General features: G+C 76.6%; 14 protein-coding genes and 1 pseudogene. 14 read left to right on the top strand and 1 reads right to left on the bottom strand.

What is annotated here, in order from left to right; genetic code table 11:
• The 5 genes and pseudogenes from AB0L40_RS18625 to AB0L40_RS18645 all read left to right on the top strand — a co-directional run.
• Window positions 1–86 (top strand): annotated as a pseudogene (locus AB0L40_RS18625) (transposase); the annotation flags it as partial.
• 256 nt (window positions 87–342) lie between these two features.
• Window positions 343–2,169, top strand: coding sequence for a serine/threonine-protein kinase (locus AB0L40_RS18630; RefSeq protein ID WP_364357852.1), 1,827 nt, complete (start codon window positions 343–345; stop codon window positions 2,167–2,169).
• Window positions 2,170–2,442: 273 nt separating this feature from the next.
• The gene (locus tag AB0L40_RS18635; protein WP_364357856.1) at window positions 2,443–3,549 is read left to right on the top strand and encodes a glycosyltransferase family 4 protein; all 1,107 of its coding nucleotides are present in this window, start codon (window positions 2,443–2,445) and stop codon (window positions 3,547–3,549) included.
• A gap of 155 nt (window positions 3,550–3,704) precedes the next feature.
• Window positions 3,705–4,277: a zf-HC2 domain-containing protein gene (locus tag AB0L40_RS18640; protein ID WP_364357859.1), complete on the top strand. Its 573-nt coding sequence runs from the start codon at window positions 3,705–3,707 to the stop codon at window positions 4,275–4,277.
• Between the two features lie 256 nt (window positions 4,278–4,533).
• A complete protein-coding gene (locus AB0L40_RS18645) occupies window positions 4,534–5,010 on the top strand; it encodes a hotdog fold domain-containing protein (protein ID WP_364357862.1) in 477 nt (158 codons plus the stop codon).
• Window positions 5,011–5,077: 67 nt separating this feature from the next.
• Here AB0L40_RS18645 and AB0L40_RS18650 read toward each other — a convergent pair whose 3' ends face one another.
• On the bottom strand, window positions 5,078–5,773 hold the full coding sequence (locus tag AB0L40_RS18650; RefSeq protein WP_364357865.1) for a GNAT family protein: 696 nt from the start codon (window positions 5,771–5,773) through the stop codon (window positions 5,078–5,080).
• Window positions 5,774–5,982: 209 nt separating this feature from the next.
• Between AB0L40_RS18650 and AB0L40_RS18655 the strand changes: the two genes are divergently transcribed.
• From AB0L40_RS18655 to AB0L40_RS18695, 9 genes are all read left to right on the top strand, one after another.
• Window positions 5,983–7,290: a glycosyltransferase gene (locus tag AB0L40_RS18655; RefSeq protein WP_364357868.1), complete on the top strand. Its 1,308-nt coding sequence runs from the start codon at window positions 5,983–5,985 to the stop codon at window positions 7,288–7,290.
• Window positions 7,287–8,411, top strand: a complete 1,125-nt coding sequence (locus AB0L40_RS18660; RefSeq protein ID WP_364357871.1) for a sugar transferase — start codon at window positions 7,287–7,289, stop codon at window positions 8,409–8,411. The genes AB0L40_RS18655 and AB0L40_RS18660 overlap by 4 nt, the downstream gene beginning before the upstream one ends.
• A gap of 736 nt (window positions 8,412–9,147) precedes the next feature.
• Window positions 9,148–11,352, top strand: coding sequence for an MMPL family transporter (locus AB0L40_RS18665; protein ID WP_364357874.1), 2,205 nt, complete (start codon window positions 9,148–9,150; stop codon window positions 11,350–11,352).
• A 181-nt stretch (window positions 11,353–11,533) separates the two neighbouring features.
• On the top strand, window positions 11,534–11,965 hold the full coding sequence (locus AB0L40_RS18670) for a VOC family protein (protein WP_364357877.1): 432 nt from the start codon (window positions 11,534–11,536) through the stop codon (window positions 11,963–11,965).
• A 427-nt stretch (window positions 11,966–12,392) separates the two neighbouring features.
• Window positions 12,393–12,935, top strand: a complete 543-nt coding sequence (locus tag AB0L40_RS18675) for an RNA polymerase sigma factor (RefSeq protein WP_364357880.1) — start codon at window positions 12,393–12,395, stop codon at window positions 12,933–12,935.
• Window positions 12,932–14,266 (top strand): hypothetical protein, encoded by a 1,335-nt coding sequence (locus tag AB0L40_RS18680; RefSeq protein ID WP_364357883.1) that lies wholly within the window; start codon window positions 12,932–12,934, stop codon window positions 14,264–14,266. Before AB0L40_RS18675 ends, AB0L40_RS18680 begins: the two co-directional genes overlap by 4 nt.
• A gap of 340 nt (window positions 14,267–14,606) precedes the next feature.
• Complete coding sequence (locus AB0L40_RS18685; RefSeq protein WP_364357886.1) at window positions 14,607–15,383, top strand: SDR family oxidoreductase; 777 nt, start codon at window positions 14,607–14,609, stop codon at window positions 15,381–15,383.
• A 112-nt stretch (window positions 15,384–15,495) separates the two neighbouring features.
• Complete coding sequence (locus AB0L40_RS18690; RefSeq protein ID WP_364357889.1) at window positions 15,496–16,416, top strand: SDR family oxidoreductase; 921 nt, start codon at window positions 15,496–15,498, stop codon at window positions 16,414–16,416.
• 166 nt (window positions 16,417–16,582) lie between these two features.
• Window positions 16,583–19,053: ATP-binding protein (locus AB0L40_RS18695; protein ID WP_364357892.1), on the top strand; the 2,471-nt coding region annotated here is incomplete at its 3' end.

Raw genomic sequence — 19,053 nt, forward strand, 5'->3', positions numbered from 1 at the left:
GGGACACCCGTGCAGGGACGCTCGATGTCGCGATCCCGAAGCTCCGGCAGGGGTCCTATTTCCCGTCGTTTCTCGAACCCAGGAAGCGGCACGAGATACGTCGGGGTCCTCGAGCAGCACCCGCCGTCGGGGTGGCGCTGCGCCGCCCCGAACCTCAAGAAGTGGCCGATGGTCGTCAGCTGCGAGCGCCGCGTCGGGGGCCGCCGGTCGGCCACGGCCGAGCTGTTCGCGACGGACGACTTCTACCCGGCCTGATCCGCGGTCCGCGCGCCGCCGCGCCAGGGCGGCGGACCGGTGTCGTCCGGCAGGATCCGGCGCCCCGGCGGCGTACTCCTGCCTGTCGTGCCGTCCCTGCCCCGACCCGGAGATCGTCTCGCGGGCTTTCGCATCGAGCGCGAGCTCGGTCACGGCACCACCGGCGTCGTCTTCCTCGCCCATCAGGAGGCGCTCGACCGCCGCGTCGCGCTGAAGGTCGTCGGGCTGCCGTCCGCGGGCGACCCGGCGTTCCGCGAGCGCTTCCGCCGCGAGGCCCGCGCCGTCGCGGGTCTGGACCACCCCAACGTCGTCCAGATCCTCGAGAGCGGCGAGGACGACGCGCACCTGTGGCTGGCGATGCGCCTGGTCGACGGCCCCGACCTGCGCGTGCTCCTGCGCCGCACGGACCGGCTGGACCCCGAGCAGGCGGTCGTCGTCGTCGAGCAGATCGCCGCCGCACTGGACGCCGCGCACGCCGCGGGGCTCGTCCACCGCGACGTCAAGCCGAGCAACGTCCTGATCGAGGACGGGCCGGGGCGCGACCTCCACGTCGAGCTCGCGGACTTCGGGCTCGCGCGCGCGCCCGGCGTCGACGACCCGGAGGGCACGCCCGGCTACGCCGCGCCCGAGCAGCTGGCCGGCGAGGAGGCCGGGCCCGCGGCGGACGTCTTCGGCCTGGGCTGCGTCCTCTTCGAGCTGTTGACCGGCACGCCGCCGCCGTCGCCCGTCGCGGCGTCCGCCCGCCCGGCGGTCGGCCCGGCCCGCGACACGACTCACCTGCCGCTGCGTCCGTCCGCCGCCTACCCGCGCCTGGGCGGCGCGTTCGACCCCGCCGTCGAGCGCGCGACCGACCCCGACCCGGACGTCCGCTTCGCGTCCGCGGGCGAGCTCGCGATGTGGGCGCGCGCCGCCCTGACCGTCCCGCGGGACGCCGTCCACCCGCCCACCGCGGAGCCCCTGCGCATCGCGGTCGCCACGCCCGCCGCCCCCGACGAGGTCGCCCCCGCGGCCCCCACCTGGGAGATCCCCCCGTCCGAGCGGCCCCGCCGTCGCGGCCGCCGGCGGCTCGTCGCGCTCTTCCTCGTCGCGATCCTCGCGGCGCTCGGCAGCGCGTTCGTCTTCATCGGGAACCTCGGCGATGCCTCCCGCGACCGCGCGGCGGGCACGACGCCGACGCCGCCGGGCGGACCGGGGACCGGGACCGGGGCGACCGCGGCGTCCGGGGCCGGGCGCGGGTCGTCGGGTGGGTCCGGGTCGCGGGCGGGCGGGTCGTCCTCGGGCGCCGCGGGGTCGGGGTCCGGTGGGACCGGGTCCTCGGCCGGCGGCTCGGGCCCGTCCTCGGCCGGGAGCGGATCCGGGAGCAGCGCCGCGTCGGCCGCCGGCGGGGCATCGGGGTCGTCCTCCGGCGGGTCGGCCCGTTCGTCGGCCGCCGGTCGGTCGGGGTCGGACGTGCCGCTCGCCGGGCGGGGCGCACCGACCGGATCGGCGACCGCGCCGCTTCCGCCCGTGCCCGCGGGGGCCGTGCGCTTCGGCGGCGGCGGGTGGACGCTGGACCTGCCCGCGGCCGAGGGCTGGCGGCAGACGGCGGTCCAGGAGCTCGAGGGCGGCGCGCGGATCCTGACCCGGCTGATGCGTCCCGACGCCTCGCGGCTCGTCGTCGAGGCGCTCCCGGGCCGCACCGCGGTGGCGGGGGTCGTGGGCGGCAGCCCGTTCCCGGTGCGCCTGCCCGACGCGGGCCGCACCGACGGCGTCCTCTTCCGCGGCGGCCGCTACGCGATGTGCGCGACGGGCATCTGCGCCGCCCTGCCGGTCAACGGGCCCGGCGGCGGCGTCCTGCTCGTCGCCAGCACCCGCCGCGCCTACGGCGCCAAGCGCGTCACCCGGCGCGCGGCGGCCGGGCTCCGGGTGCGCTGAGCGCGGTCCCGCGTCCGTCCCCCTCCCCGACGGACCAAGGGGTCGCGGGTCCGTCGGGCCGGCGGGCCGGCCGGGGCCCGAGCGCTCCCGGTTCTGCGGGGCCGGCGGGCGGATCGCGGCCTGAGCGCTCGCGGGTCCGAAGTGCCGCCGGGCCGGCCACGGCCGGAGCGGGGGCGATCCTGCCGGGCCCGGCGCACGCCGGCCCCGACCGCCGCGGCGCCCGTGCGCAACCCCCCAGCGATCCCGCGTCGGCAGGGATACGGTGGAGGGCACGTGCACGTCCGCCTGATCGACCCGTCGGCCTACACCCCGCCCTACGACCACGCCCTCGCCAACGCGCTGGTCCGGGCCGGAGACCGGGTCACGCTGGTGACGAGCGAGTTCCCGTACGGGCGGATCCCGGAGCCCGAGGGCTACGCGATCGAGCACGGGTTCTACCGCCGCGCGGTCGGGCCGGCGGGGTCGCGGATCCGCCGGGTCGCGAAGCTCGCCCAGCACGTGCCGGACATGCGCCGGCTGCGGAAGACGGCGCGCGACGCCGACATCGTCCACTTCCAGTGGCTGGCGGTCCAGCAGATCGACGGGCTGCTGCTGCCGAAGGACCGGCCGGTCGTCCTGACGGCGCACGACGTCCTCCCGCGCGAGGCGCGGCCCGGGCAGCGCGATGCGCAGCGGCGGCTCTACGAGCGCGTCGACGCCGTCGTCGTCCACTCCCACCACGGCCGCGACCGCCTGATCGACGGGCTGGGCGTCGACGCGACGAAGGTCCACGTCATCCCGCACGGGGCGTTCCGGCACCTGACGACGCTGACCCCCGCAGAGCTGCCGCCCGCCTTCGCGAACACCAAGCGCCCGGTGGTCCTCTTCTTCGGGCTGCTGCGCCCGTACAAGGGCGTCGACGTGCTGCTCGACGCCTGGCGGCGGATGGGCGCGACGGCGGCCACCGCGGAGCTGTGGATCGTGGGCCTGCCGAAGATGGACGTCACCGCGCTGCGCGCGTCCGCGCCGCCGGGCGTCCGCTTCGTCGACCGCTTCGTCTCCGACCCCGAGGCCGCGTCGTTCTTCCGGCGCGCCGACATCGTCGTCCTGCCGTACCGCGAGATCGACCAGTCCGGCGTGCTGTTCACGGCCCTGGCGTTCGGGACGCCGATGGTCCTCAGCAACGTCGGCGGGTTCCCCGAGATCGCCCGCGAGGGCGCCGCGGAGCTCGTCCCGGCCGGCGATCCCGGCCCGCTCGCCCGGGCGCTCGGCACCCTGCTGCACGACCGCACGCGCCGCCGCGACCTCGCGGCCCGGGCCGCCCAGCTCGCCGCGGGGCCGTACTCGTGGGACGCCGTCGCCGAGGCGCACCAGCGGGTGTACCGGTCGCTCCTGGGCTGACTGGCGGGGATCCCGGGTGACGCGTCGCTCGCGTTCCCACCGTGGTCCGGCCCGATGCCGCGCCACGACGGACGGGGTTCGATGGTGGTCGCGGCGGGCGGCGCGGCCGGGCGCAGGAGTCGCCGGGGTGGGCGGCGTATCCTGCGGGGACCCCGATGCCCGCCGGCTCCCCCACACCCCGCACCCGGACCCCGCGGGTGACGCCCCCGCCCGTCACGCCCGACGGGCTGCGCGAGGGCGACCCGCTCGTGCTCGCCGCCCTCGTCACGCGCCGCGGGGGCGACGTGCTCGCCTACGCCAACGAGGTCGCCCCGCCGGGCACCGCCCTGCGGATGGCCGCGGCGGTCTTCGTCGAGTTCCGGGTCGCCGTGCTCTCGACCCACGACCCGGACTTCGACCCCGCCGCCGAGCTGCTGTCGGCCACGCGTCGGATCGCGGCGCGCCAGGCCGAGAACCCGTTCCGCCCCGGCGACCACCGCCGACCGGCCACCCGCACGACGATCTGCGACCGCTTCCCGCGGCTCCTGACCGCCTGGGCCGACCACCGGCTCCCGCGGGAGGATGCGGTCCGCCTGCGCGAGCACGTCGTCGACTGCCCGGACTGCGACGCGTTGAACATCGCCTTCGACCGGGCCGAGACCGCCTTCCGCGACGGCCCGCCCGCCGAGCTCGCGCCCGAGGAGACCGGCGGCCTCGTCGCGGCGATGGCGCTGGCCTCGACGGGCTGAGCGGTCCGCCCGCCGAGGGTCCGGACGGGGTCGTGCCGCGCCGGGACACGGTCATCTCTCCGCGGCGACGTTCCCTGTGCATAGGACCATGCGGCTCACGCATCGCCTCGCGAGATCCGCGCTCCTCCTCTTCTGCGCCGTCGAGCGTCTCCACCCGGCCGGCCCGGGCTCCGCACGCCGCGGGAGCGCCGGCCCCCGGAGCCGTCGATGGATCTCCCCGATGCCCCGGTGCTACCAGCGGTAGGATCTGGTGACCATGCCCGCGATCGACCTGCCGTCCGCCTACCGCAAGCTCGAGGGGCTCCCGCTCGGGCGGGCCGCCGTGTCGCGGCTGTACCGGACCGCGGCGCCGTACTTCCTGACGATTCCGGCGCAGCTGCGATCGCTGGAGCCCGGGCGCGCGGAGGCGTCGATGCCCGCCGTGCCGTGGACCCGCAACCACCTGGGAACGGTCCACGCGATCGCGCAGTGCAACCTCGCCGAGTACGTGATGGGGGCGTTGGCGGAGGCCACGATCCCGTCCACGCACCGGTGGATCCCGCGCGGGATGACGATCGACTACCTCGCCAAGGCCGCCGGGCGCCTGCACGCCGAGGCGACGCTGCTCCTCCCGGACGAGCCGGCCGACAAGCAGGAGCTGCCGGTCGAGATCCGCATCACGGATGCGAAGGGCGTCGAGGTCTCGCACGCCCAGATCCGCATCTGGGTGACGGCGCGGCCGGCGCGCGGCTAGGCGGCGGGGCCGCGCCGCCCGGACCGCCCCGCGCCCCGCGGCCCGGGTCCACCGGCGCCCCGCGCCTTCAGCCAGCGGCGCGCAGCTCCTCCAGCGTCCGCCGCTGGGTGCCGTCGGCGTCGAAGTTCTCCGGCGCGAGCCAGGCCCGGAACGCCGCGCCGGCCCGCGGCCACTCGCCGTCGAGGAGCGAGAACCAGTCGGTGTCGCGGTTGCGGCCCTTGACGACCATGTCCTGGCGGAAGCGGCCCTCGTACGTGAAGCCGAAGCGCTCCGCGGCCCGGCGGGAGCGGTGGTTCAGGGCGTTGCACTTCCACTCCAGGCGGCGGTTGCCGAGGTCGTCGAACGCGTGGGCGGCGAGCAGGAACACGGCCTCGGTGGCGCCCGGCGTGCGCTGCAGGCTCGCGCCGAACCAGACGTGGGCGATCTCGATCCGCCCGACCTCGGGGGCGATCCGCGCGTAGGCGATCATCCCCGCGGGCACACCGTCCGCCACGCGCACGATCGCGCTGAAGCGCTGGTCGGGCGCCGGTTCGGCGTACAGCGCGGCGAGCCAGGCGGAGAACGCCTCGCGGTCCGCGAACGGCCCGTACGGCAGGTAGTCCCACAGGCGCGGGTCTCCGCCGCTCGCGGCGTCCCACAGGCCGGCCTCGTGGCGCGCGGGGTCCAGCGGCTCGATCCGGACGTGGGCGCCGGTGAGCGTCTCGCGGCCGGGCAGGCGGGCCCCGGCGAAGTCGACGGGGGGACCGAGCTCCGGGGACGACATGCCCCGCACGGTAGCCCCGGTCCCGGACCGGGTGCGACGCCGGCCCGGCCGGGCCCGGCGCGAGGGTTCGATCCCCGGCCCGGCCCGGTCTGCCGCAGCGCGGGGCCTGCCGGCCCGCCCCGTACCCGTCTGCGCCGGCTCGCCCCGATGGAGCGCTCCCGCCCGCGGTGGGCCCGCGGCCGCCGCTCCCGCTCTGGGACGATCCCCCCGTGCGCGCTCTGCACCTCCTCGCCCTCGGACTGCTCGCCTGGACCCACGCGGGCTGGGCCGTCGTGCTGCGCCTGCTCCGCGGGGCGGGACACGGCCGGGTGCCCGACGGCCGCGAGGCCGCGGTCGCCGGAGCCGCCGCGCTCGACGGTGACCTGCGGGTGACCGTCGTCGTCGCCGCGTACGCCGAGGAGGACGCGATCGCCGAGACCGTCCGCCGGCTCGCGGCGCAGACGTGGCCCCGCGAGCGGCTGCAGATCGTCGTCGCCTGCGACGGGTCGCCCGACGCCACGGCGCAGCGGGCACGGGAGGCCGGGGCCGACCTCGTCCTCGAGCTGCCGCGCGGCGGCAAGCACGCCGCGCAGGCCGCCGGGGTCGCCCGGGCCGACGGGGACGTCCTGGCGTTCAGCGACGCGAACACCTCCTGGGAGCCCGACGCGCTGGCCGAGCTCGTCGCCGCCTTCGCCGACCCGCGGGTCGGCTACGCCTGTGGCCGCGTGACCTTCACGTCCGCCGACGGCGACAGCAACCAGGAGGGCGCCTACTGGCGCCTGGAGATGGCGCTGCGCCGGATGGAGAGCGACTGGTGGTCGGTGACCGCCGGCAACGGGGCGATCTACGCGCTCCGGGCGTCGCTGTGGCCGCGGCTGCGCACCGCGTTCGGCCACGACCTCGCCCTGCCGCACCAGACGGTCCGGGCCGGGCTGCTCGCCGTCGACCGCCCCTCCGCCTGCGCCAGCGAGCCGATGGTCCCGACCGTCACGGGCGAGTGGCGCCGCAAGCGGCGCATGATGAACCAGATGTGGCGGGTCGTCCTGCGGGGCGGCGAGGGCGGCGGCCTGCGCGGCGGCGTCCTGGACCCCCGCGGCGTGCCGCCCCGCTACCTCGCGGCGCTCGTCAGCCACCGGCACCTGCGCTACGCCAGCCCGTTCCTGCACGTGCTGGCGCTCGTGGCGGGGCTCGTGCTCGCGGTCCGTGGGGTGCCGGTGGCGGCGGACGGTCGCGGTGGCCGACGGGCCGCAGGCGGTGCCGGAGCCGCCGGGTCCGTCCGCGGCGGTGCGCTCCCGGCGTCCGGCGACGTCCTCGGCCGTGGGCCCCGCCGCCGCGTGCGCCCCCGGCTGCACCTGCTGCTGCTCGCGGCGCACCTGTCCCTCTACGCCGGTGCGGCCGCCGCGGACGTCCGCCCGTCGCGCCCCCTGCTGCTCGCCCGCTACTACGTGCTGATGACCGCCTCGATCGCCGCCGGGCTCGCCGACCACCTGCGCCACGGCACGCCCGCGGGCTGGGACCCGGCGGAGGGGACGCGATGAGCGCCGACGACCGCGCCCCGGAGAGCGCGTCGCCCGACGCCGCGGGTCGTGACGCCATGGCGGGTCGTGACGCCGTGGCTGTCCCCGACGTCGCGGCGGGTCCGGACACCGTGGCGGGTCGTGACGCCGCGGCGGGTCGTGACGCCGCGGCCGTCCCCGACGTCGCGGCGGGTCCGGACACCGTGGCGGGTCGTGACGCCGCGGCGGGTCCTGACGCCGCGCCTGTCCCCGACGTCGCGGCGGGTCCGGACACCGTGCCTGGTCCCGGCGCCACGCCGGGCTCCCGTGCCGCTGGGGCGGCCCCGCCGTCCGCCGGCCCCGCCCCGCCCCGCGTCCACGACCTGACCGGACGGGCCTCCGACGCCCACGCGGACTTGCGCGCCGCGATGCGGGCCGCCGGCCGGGACGTCGGCCCCGACGGGCCGATCGCCCTGCCGCGACGGATCACCTGCGCCGACGTCACGCGCCGCGCGTTCGACGTCGTCGTGTCGCTCCTCGCCCTCGTGGTGCTCGCGATCCCGCTGGCCCTGGTCCTCCTGCTCGTCCGGCTGGAGTCGAAGGGCAGCCCGATCTTCCGCCAGCGGCGCGTCGGGCTCGGCGGGCGCGAGTTCGACGTCCTGAAGGTCCGCACGATGGTCCAGGGCGCCGAGACGATGGGCGCGGGCCTGGCGATCGTGCAGGGCGACGCGCGGATCACCCGGCTCGGCCGGCTGCTGCGCCGGACCTCGGTCGACGAGCTGCCGCAGTTCTGGAACGTCCTGCGCGGCGAGATGGCGATCGTCGGCCCCCGGCCGACCGTGCCGGTCCAGGTCGAGCGCTACGACGAGCGCCAGGTCGAGCGCCTGATCGTCCGCCCCGGCCTGACCGGCTGGGCCCAGGTCCAGGGCCGCACGACCCTCTCGTGGCCCGAGCGGATCGAGTTCGACCGCTGGTACGTCGCGCACCGGACCCTCCGTGTCGACGCCCGCATCCTCCTGATGACGGTGCGGGTCGTCCTCGGCGGCCAGGGCGTCGAGCGCGACGGGGCGGCGTGGAGCGTTCCGGGCGGCGGCGGTGGCGGCGATGCCGACGGACCGTCGGCCACGACCGACGGCGCGCCCGAGGGACCTCAGGGCGCCTGACGGCGGTGCCCGGGCCGGCCCTGGGTCCCGGGGTGCCGGGTCTCCGCGGGATCGGGTGCGGGCGTCGAGGACCGGTTCCGGGTCGAGGTCGGGTCGGGTGCGGTCCGGTGGGCGCATCGAGTTGTGCACCGTGGGGGTGCCGAAGTCGACGGCCGGTCCGGGGTCGGGTGCGGTTCGGCGGGCGCATCGAGTTGTGCACCGTGGGGGTGCCGAAGTCGACGGCCGGTCCGGGTTCGGACGCGGCGTGATGGTGCCATCGAGTTGTGCACCGTGGAGGTCGCGAAGTCGATGAACCCGTCGGCAGCCGGTCCGGGGTCGGAGGTGGGGTGACGGTCCCATCGAGTTGTGCACCGTCCGGGTACCGAAGTCGATGACCCGCCCGGCCCTCTGATCCGCCCGGCCCTCTGACCCGCCCCGTCGGCCAGCCCGCCTCTCCGACCCGTCACGCGCCCGCCCCTTCGACCCGAGGGGCCTCCGGTCGGCCCGCCCCTTCGACCCGAGCGGCCTCCGGTCGGTCGGCCCGCCCGCCCGGTCGGCCCGCCCGGTCGGCCCGCCCGGTCGGCTCGCCAGCCGCCCCCACCCGCCCGGGCGGGACGTCCCCCACCGGCCCCACCAGGCCGTCCCCCGGTCGCCCCCGGGGCATCCTGGGGAGATCCCCCATGGTCGGTCGCGATCGCGGGTGCCAACCTCCGGCGAGCCCGAACCTGCCGGACCCCGACGACTCCCGGAACCACCGATGCCCGCCCGCCCGCAGTCCCCCGCCCCCGAGCCATCCGCCGACCCGGGGCTCCTCCACCGGCTCGCCCTGATCTGCGTCCGCCGGCGCCGCGCGGTCGTCGCCTTCTGGGTGGTCGCGCTCGTCGTGATGGCCGCCGGGGTCTCGCAGCTGGCCGGCGACTCCGCAGAGGACTACGCGACCCCCGGGTCGGAGTCCACGCGGGCCGCCGACCTCGTCGACGCGCACCTCGGTGGCCGCGGCGGCCAAGGGATCACCGTCGTCTGGCAGGACGCCCGCGGCGCGAACGGGCCCGCCGCGAAGGCCCGGATCCGGTCCCTCCTCGCGAAGGCCGAGGCGCTCCCCGGGATCGGCGACGCCGAGACCCCGCGCGTCTCCCGCGACGGGACGATCGCGTCCGTCGAGCTCGGCCTGACGACCAAGCCGTGGAACCTGCCCGACGGCACCGCGAAGGATGTCATCGACCTGGCCGGCGAGGCGCAGGGCGGCGGCACGCGGATCGAGCTCGGCGGCACCCCGATCACGAACGCCGAGGGCGGCGCGAGCCCCGAGCTCGCCTCGATGCTCGTCGCCGCGGTGATCCTCCTGATCGCGTTCGGCAGCGTGATCGCCGCCGGCCTGCCGCTGCTCGCCGCGCTCTTCGGCCTGGGCATCACCTTCTCGCTCGTCGGGCTGCTGCAGCACGTGATCGACGTGCCCGACTGGGCGCCCGCCGTCTACAGCCTGATCGGGATCGGCGTCGGCATCGACTACGCGCTGCTCGTGGTCTCGCGCTTCCGCACCGCGCTGCACGACGGGAAGGACAACGAGGACGCCGTCGTCGAGGCGATCTCCACCGCCGGGCGCAGCGCGCTGGTCGCCGGCGGCACGGTCGTCGTCGCCATGCTCGGCCTGCTGCTGATGCGCGTGTCGTACATGAACGGCGTCGCGCTCTCGGCGAGCATCTCGGTCCTCGTGGTGCTGCTCGCGTCGGTGACGTTCGTCCCCGCGCTGCTGGCGATGCTCGGCACGCGGGTCAACCGCCTGCGGATCCCGTTCGTCGGCCGCCAGCAGGGCGAGGGCCACAGCCCGCTGGCGGCCCGCTGGGCGCAGGCGGTCCAGCGCCGTCCGAAGACCGCGGCGGCGATCGGCGCGACGGTCCTGATCCTCCTGACGATCCCGGCGACGAACCTGCGCTTCGGCTTCCCCGACGCCGGAAACGACCCGTCGTCGACCACCACCCGCCAGGCCTACGACCTGACGACCGAGGGTTTCGGCCGCGGGTCCAACGGCCCGCTGCTGCTCGTCGCCGAGGGCGCGGCCCAGGACCGCCTGGGCGCCGTGACCGCCGCCGCCCGGCGCGACCGCGACGTCGCCGCCGTCCTCCCGGCGCGGCGCTCGCCGGACGGGGCGATCTCCGTCGTGACGGTCCTCCCGCGCAGCGCGCCGCAGGACGCGTCGACGTCGGACCTCGTGCACCGGCTGCGCGACGCCGTGCTGCCGGGCGCCACGCGCGGCAGCGGCGGCGAGGTCCTCGTCGGCGGCGTCACCGCGGCGTCGATCGACCAGTCCGACGTCCTCGGCGACCGGATCCCGTACTTCATCGGCGGCGTGGTCGTGCTCGCGCTGCTGCTCCTGCTGCTGGCGTTCCGCGCCCCGCTCGTGGCGCTGAAGGCCGGCGTCATGAACCTGCTGTCGGTCGGATCGGCCTACGGCGTCGTCACCGCGTTCGCGCAGGGCGGCACGCTCGGCGGGCTGATCGGGATCGACACGAACACCCCGGTCCCGCCGTTCATCCCGGTGATGATGTTCGCGATCCTCTTCGGGCTGTCGATGGACTACGAGGTCTTCCTCGTCTCCCGGATCCGCGAGCGCTTCCGGATCCACGGCGACACGGAGCGCGCGGTGACCGAGGGCCTCTCGGCGACGGCGCGGGTGATCACGGCGGCCGGGGCGATCATGGTCGCGGTCTTCCTGAGCTTCGCGCTCTCGCCGCAGGCGTTCCTGAAGCTCATGGGGGTCGGGATGGCGACCGCGATCCTCGTCGACGCGACCATCGTCCGGATGGTGCTCGTGCCCGCGCTGATGCAGATGCTCGGCCGCTGGAACTGGTGGGTCCCGGCCTGGCTCGACCGCCTGCTGCCGGACCTCGAGCCCGCGCCCGCGCCCGCGCCCGCGCCGGCGCCGGTGGTGGCGGCGGTCGAGGCGCCCGGCACGGCGTCCTGAGGACGGGCCGCGGTCGTCGAGCGTGCGTTCCTCCTCGAAGGAGGAGGAACGACGCACTCTCGGCCACCGGATCCCCACGGATCTCGCGACCACCGATGAGTTCCGGGGGACCACGCCGTCTGTGTTGCGTTCCCCACGAACCGCGCCCCGCACCCGCGACGGCCACCCCAGGAGACCCCCGATGCGCATGATCTTCCCCAACCTGCCCGTGAAGGACGTCCAGGCGTCGCGCGCCTTCTTCTCAGCGCTGGGCTTCGGCTTCAACGAGCAGTTCTGCGACGAGGCCACCGCCGCCCTCGTGGTCGAGGAGAACATCATCGTGATGCTGATGGAGGAGGCGAAGTTCCTCGGCTTCATCAACGGCGAGATCGCCCCGCGCGACGTCACCGAGACCCTGCTCGCGCTGTCCTGCGACAGCAAGGACGAGGTCCTCGAGCTGGGCGCCAAGGCCCGCGCGGCCGGCGCCGAGGCCTGGAAGGACCCGCAGGACTACGGCTTCATGTACGGCGAGAGCTTCCGCGATCTCGACGGCCACGTCTGGGAGATCATGTGGATGGACGTCGAGCAGGCGATGGCGGCCCAGGCCCAGGCAGGCGAGGGCAGCGCGGCCTGAGCGCGACCAGCGAAGACGTCGTCGTCGACGAGCAGGGCGTAGTGCTGGCCGGGGAAGTCGATCCCGGGCTCGGCGTCGTCGAGGTGGACCCCGTCGCCGAAGTGCACGCTGAGGAACGGTCCCCAGGCGGTCGGCTCGGGCAGGCCGAGCAGGGTGGTCAGGAAGGCGGCGGACCGCGCCTTGTCGGTGGCGGCGTTCGCCAGGTGATCGAATCGGATGGGCATGGGCGTCCCGGTGTCCGGCACCTCCACGCGACCGCCCGGTCGGCGGTCGCACGCGATGCTCCCGCCTGTCCACCAGAGCGTCCCGACGGGACCGGGCGGGCGGTCTTCCGCCCACCCGTTCCCGGGGCACCGGCGGACGGCGGATGCGCGGCGTCCACGAGCCGGTCGGTCACAGCGCACCGGCCCGCCCGTAAGTACTGGTGATGCCGCGGAAGCCACCCCTCGACGACGCCGCCCTGCTGGCCGGCGGACCCGCCGACTACGGGCGCTTCTACCGCCGCCACGAGGCCGCGGTCCTCGCGTACTTCCTGCGCCGCACCGGCCGGCCGGACGTCGCCGCGGACCTCACCGCCGAGACGTTCGTGCGCGCGCTCGCCGGCCGCGGGCGGTTCGCCCCCGAGCGGGGCGAACCGCGCGGCTGGCTGTTCGGGATCGCGCACAACGTGCTCTCCACGAGCCTGGAGTCCGGCCGCGTGGAGAACGAGACGCGGCTGCGGCTCGGGGTTCCCGCCCTGGCCCTGACCGACGACGATCTGGCCCGGATCGACGAGCTCACCGGCGTCGACGCCACCGCCGCCCTGGCCGACCTGCCGGACGAGCAGCGCGAGGCGATCGCGGCCCGGGTGCTCGACGGCGGCGGCTACGACGAGATCGCGGCGGCGCTCCGCTGCTCCGAGAGCGTTGTGCGCCAGCGCGTGTCCCGGGGACTCCGAACGCTCCGCACCCGACTGGAGGACCGCCGATGAGCCGTCTGCCGCAGCTCGAACGCCTGCTCGTCGAGGAGGCCCGCCGCCAGGACCGCGCCGCCGGCCGCCCCCGCCGCGGGCGCCTGCGCCTCTTCGCCAGCGTCCTGCTCGCGCTGCTGGCGGGCGGATCGGTCGCGGTGGCGGCCTCGCGGCTGCTGCCCGAGGGCCGCCCGGTCCCCGCTCCGCCGCAGTCGGGCTCCTACGTGCACCGCTACACGGGGCCGAGCCGAGTGCTCGACCTGCGCGTGGCGGACCCCGACGGCGGGCCGGCGTGGGGGCTGCGGGTCACCCGCACCCGGCCGACCGGCGGCCTCGGCTGCGCCCAGGTCGGCCGGGTCCAGGGGGACCAGATCGGCGTGATCGGGCGCGACGGCGCGTTCGGCGACGACGGACGCTTCCACGCGCTGCCCAAGGCCGCGATCCAGGGCTGCGGCGGGCTGGACGGGAACGGCCGCATGTCGCTGCAGGGCGGCGGCGAGCCGGTCGCGAGCGGCCTGCAGGGCTGGAGCCCCGCGACCGGGGGCTGCGAGACGGCCGGCGAGCGGGCGAACCGCCGGTCCGGCGTCCGGGCGGGGCGGGCGCAGCTGCGGCTGTACGAGCAGCGCGGCCAGGAGGCGGAGGCCCGGGCGGCCCGCGCCGACCTGGCCCGCGAGCGCGTCGACGAGGCGACGCCGCGCCCGAGCTGTGCGGACGCCGCGCAGCGGACGGTGTTCTACGGGTTCGCCGGGCCGCGGGCGCGGGAGGTCACGCTGCGGGAGGAGGGCCGGTCGCCGCGCACGATCGCGACCGGTGAGGCGTCCTCCGGCGCGTACCTCTTCGTGCTGCGTGGCCCGATGGGCGCGCACGGCTCCACCCGCCTCTCCACGCGGTTCGCGAGCGGGCGGGTCTGCCCGTCGGGCGGTCCGGGGCAGCGGGCGGTGACGAGCCGCGCGTGCGAGCGGGCGGCGGGCTTCACCTACGGCCGCCGGTCCGCGAGGGCGCGCCGCCGCGAGGGCGCCCCGCGCACCGCCACCCAGCGCGCCATGGGCCGGATGGCCGCCCGGCGTCACCGTGCCGCGAAGCACCCGCTGGACGTTCCGATCCGCGGCCTCTCGCTGCTGCGCTTCCGCTTCGTCCCGCCGCTCCGCGGCCTGCACGACTACCAGGTGCAGATCGCCTGCACGCCGAGGAGCGGCCTGGCCTTCGTGACCCCGCGCCTGCACGGCGGACGGCCGGCGACGGTGGACGTCCCGGGCCCGCTGGGCGACGAGTGCAGCCTGCCGCCGAAGGGCACCGTCACGCAGGCGGGCACGGGCCGGAAGATCGGGACGTTCCTGCTGCCGCGGAGGTAGCGGGTCGGACGGCTCCCGTCGCCACGGGCGCCCGGCCCGGCCCGCCACGACGACCGCGCCGTTCGGCTCCGCGCTCCTTCACCGCCGCGCCGGATCACCCCGGTCGACGGGCGGCGACGTCGCCCGGACGGCGTCCTGCACAGCGGGCAGTCCGAGGAAGAGGGGAGCGGCGGCGAAGCCGCCGACGAGGAGCGAGCGACCGGCGCCGGGGGCGCGGGACGGGGTCCGTGCGCCGGCCGGCGCGCACGACGGGTGCGGGGCGTGGGGAGGGGTCATGCAGGAGAGGACCGCCCCGCGGCGCAGAACTCATCGCGGGCGTCCACCACCACGGAGAAGGCCGATGCTGCTGCAGGGCAAGAACGCGATCGTCTACGGCACCGGGGGCCTCGGGGCCGGCGTCGCCCGCGCGTTCGCGGCGGAGGGCGCGCGCGTCTTCGTGGCCGGGCGGACGGCGCGGGCCGTGCTCGGCGTCGTGGCGGCGATCACGGCCGACGGCGGCACGGCCGAGGGCACGATCCTCGACGTGCTGGACGAGGACGCGGTCGAGGAGCACGTCGCGCACGTCGTCGCCGAGGCGGGCACGGTCGACGTCTCGCTGAACCTCACCTCGCGGGAGGATCGCCAGGGCACGCCGCTGATCGAGATGGACGTCGAGGCCCTGACTCGCGGCCCGCGCACCGCGCTGACCGCGCAGTTCGTGACCGCCCGCGCCGCCGCGCGGCGGATGGTCGCCCAGGGCTCCGGCGCGATCCTCGCCGTGACGAGCGGGACCGCGCGCTCGCCGTCGGCGGGCATGGGCAACACGGGCCCGGCGGACGCGGCCGTCGAGGTGCTCCTCCGGACCCTCGCCGCCGAGGTCGGACCGTCGGGCGTCCGCGTCGTCGGCGTCCACACCGCCGCGGTCGCCGAGACGCTGTCGCGCGAGCGCATCCTCGAGGTCTCCGGCCAGGACGTCGACCCGGCGGACGTCGTGCGCGCCGTCGCGGGCCGGGCGACGCTGCGGCGCGCGCCGGTCCTCGCGGACGTGGCCGGCACCCTGGCGTTCCTGGCGTCCGACCGCGCGGCGGGCATCACCGGGACGACCGTGAACGTCACCTGCGGGCTCGTCGCCGACTGAGGGATCCGCCCTTGCGCCCCGCCCTCCCCCGGGGGTAGTGTCGAACGTGACGGCGGCGTCAAGTTCGACGCCGAGCGACGGTCGTCGGACGGCGGCCGAGGAGGAGACCCACATGGCACGACAGCAGCCCCGCGTCCTCGTCGGACGGACCGCCGCGATCACCGGCGGCGCCCGCGGGATCGGCAAGGAGACCGCCCGCGCGCTGCTCCGCGAGGGGATGAAGGTGGCGATCGGGGACCTCGACCTCGCGCTCGCCGAGGCCACCGCCGACGAGCTGCGCACCGCGGTGCCCGGCCGCGGCGGCGTGCCGGTGGAGGTCCGCGCCTACGCGCTGGACGTCGTCGACCGCGACTCGGTGCGCGCGTTCGTGGACGCGGTGGAGGCCGACCTCGGCCCCATCGACGTCTTCGACAGCAACGCCGGGATCATGGCGCTGACGACCTTCCTCGACGAGTCCGACGACAGCATCCGCCGGCAGATCGACGTCAACGTCATGGGGGTCGTCAACGGGGCGAAGGAGATCCTGCCGCGGTTCGTCGCGCGCGGGCGCGGTCACCTCGTCAACGTCGCGTCGATGGCCGGCAAGGCGGGCTTCGCGGGCGCGGCCACGTACTGCGGCACGAAGCACTTCGTGGTCGGGCTGTCCGAGGCGATCCGCGGCGAGCTCGCCCACGCGGGCGCCCCGGTCGACGTCACCTGCGTGATGCCGGCGATCGTCCAGACCGAGCTCGCCGCCGGGACGAAGGACACCCGTGGCGTCAAGAAGGTCACGCCCGAGGAGGTCGCCGCCGCGATCGTCGAGGCGCTGAAGGCCCCGCGCTTCGACGTCTTCGTGCCGCGCTCGGCCGGGGTCGCCAACACCGTCATCGGCGTCCTGCCGCGCCGGGGCCGCGAGGGCGTCGCCAAGGCGCTGGGCGCCGACCGCGCCCTGATCGAGGCGGACCCGGCGGCGCGCGCGGCCTACGAGCTGCGCGCCGCCGCCAGCGACCCGCGGCTCGACGCTCCCGCGCCCCCGAAGAGCCTGGCGCCGTAGCCCCGGACCCCGGCCGGGGCCTGCGCGACCCGGGAGGCGGGGCGCCGACTACGATGTCGCGGATGCTCGCGACCGGGATCGGGCCCACCTCCAGTCCGCATCCGCGCGCCGCAGGGCGCCGGTGACGGTCGCGGGCTTTCGTCGCGGGGGGCTGACCGGCCGGATCGTGGTCGTCGCGACGGTGATCGCGGCGCTGCTGGCGGCGGTCGTCGTGGCGCTCACGATCGCCGTCCAGGACCTGCGGGACGCGGGCCGGGCGTCGGCGCGCTCCGAGCGGGTGATCTCGCTCGCCAACCGCACCGAGCGCAACGTCATCGACCTCCAGGCGGGCCTGCGCGGGTACGTCGTCGCGGGCGACCGCGCGTTCCTGGCACCGTTCGACGCCGCGCGGGCGGCGTTGCCGGACCTCCTCACGTCGCTGCGCGCGTCGGCTCCCGCCGGGCAGCAGCGGGCGCGGGCCGACCGGATCGTGAAGGACGTCGAGGACTACGCCGGCGTGCGTGCGCCGCGGCTCGTCGCCGTGGCGCGGCGCGACCTCGCCGCCGCACGCCGGAGGATCGCGGCCGGCCGCGGCAAGGGGGTCGTCGACACGATCCGCGGTCGCTTCGACGTCTTCGTCACCGTCGAGGAGGCCCGCGCGACCCGGAAGCGGGAGACCGCGGACGATGCCGGCCGCCGCGCCACGGTCCTCGGGATCGTCGGCGCCGTCGGGTCGGTCGTGCTCGTCCTGCTCTTCGCGCTGTACCTGCTGCTGCGGGTCGTCCGGCCGGTCCAGCGGCTCGCCGACGCCGTCGAGCGGGTCTCCGGCGGCGACCTCCAGGTGGACGTCCCCGAGGTCGGCGGGGGCGAGGTCGGCCGGCTCGCGCGCGAGTTCAACGCCATGGGCCGGGCGCTGCAGGAGCACCAGGACGAGCTCGAGGGCCAGCACGTCGAGGTCGAGGCGCAGCGCAACGACCTCGAGCGCACCTACGAGGCGCTGAGCGCGGAGAAGGAGTGGACCGACACGCTCTTCCGCTTCGTCGAGCAGCTGGTGGCCGAGACGGGCGCCGCGGCCGTGGCCGACCGCACGGTGCGCGGCGTGCTGGAGCTCGTCGCCGCGGACGCGGGAGCGCTCTGGCTCCTCGACGAGCGCGGCGAGCTCGTGCGCGAGGCCGCGGTCGGGCTCGACCTCCGGGACGACGGACCGCGGCGGCCGGAGGACGGGGTCCTCGGCCGCGCCCTGGCCGAGGGCCGGCCCGTCCGCCTGAGCCACGGCGACACCGGCGTCGAGGTGCCCGGGTTCGCCGGCCCCGTGCGGGTCTCGCACGAGCTGCACCTGCCGCTGCACGCCGGCGACGAGGTCGTCGGCGGCCTGATCGTCGCGCGCGTCGCCGACCGGCCGTTCAGCGAGACCGACGCCGTCCGCGCCCGGGGGATCACCGAGCAGGCGACCGTCGCGCTGGTCCGGGCGCGCGAGGTCCTGCGCACGGCCCGGCTGGGTGCCGTCAACGCCGCCATGCTCGAGGCCACGACCTTCGGCGTCGCGATGCTCGACGACGCGGGCGAAGTCGCCTTCGCCAACGCCGCGATCCGCGAGATGTGGGCGGACATGCGGATGCCGATGGACGGCGCCCGCGAGGAGCAGCTGGCGCGGTTCGTCGAGCTCACGGTCGACCGGAAGCTGGCCGTCGCACGCGTCGAACAGGTCGAGAGCGACCGCATGCGCCCGTACGAGTTCGAGCTCCACGACCCCGAGACCGGGCACTGGTTCGTCGCCGTCAACACCCCGGTCCGGGGCGCGGACGGGGAGGAGATCGGCCGGATCGTGACGATCCGCGAGACGACCGGGGAGCGCGAGGTCCAGCGCCTGCGCGAGGAGTTCTCCGCGACCGTCACCCACGAGCTGCGCACGCCGCTGTCGTCGGTCGTCGCGGCGGTGGACCTGCTCGAGGGCGAGATCGAGGAGCCGACGGCGGGCCAGCGGCACTGGAGCGGCGTGATCCGCCGCAACGCCGACCGGCTGCTGCACCTCGTCGACGACCTCCTGACGGTCGCCCGCGCCGAGTCCGGCGAGTTCACGCTGCACCCCTCCGACTGCGACGTCGCGACGATCGCCGGCGACGCGGTCGCCAGCGCCCGGGCGGCGGCGGGCGGGGACGTCGAGGTCGAGCTGGTCGCCGGCCCGGCACCGATCCACGCGGACGCGAACCGCATCGCCCAGGCCTGCGACAACCTGCTCTCCAACGCCGTGAAGTTCACGCCGGCGGGCGGCAGGATCCGCGTCACGGTGCAGGCCCGCGAGGACGCGGGCGCCGTGACGCTGGAGGTCGCCGACTCGGGCGTCGGGATCCCGCCCGAGGATCGCGAGCGCCTGTTCGAGCGCTTCTACCGCACCGCCGGGGCGACGCAAGGCGCGGTGCCCGGGACGGGCCTCGGCCTGACGATCACCCAGGCGATCGTCGCGGCGCACGGCGGCACGATCCAGGTGCGGGACGGTCTGGACGGCGGGACGGCGTTCGTCGTCGAGCTGCCCGTCGGCGGGCCGGCGGCGGACGGTGCGGGGACCCCGACGACGCAACTGACGGCAGTCGGACCGACCGTTGACATCTCGCGCCTCGCCCCGAGCGACGACAAGGTCGAACGTGGCGACAAGCACCG

Source organism: Patulibacter sp. NPDC049589 (assembly GCF_040675535.1).
Lineage (GTDB): Bacteria > Actinomycetota > Thermoleophilia > Solirubrobacterales > Solirubrobacteraceae > Patulibacter.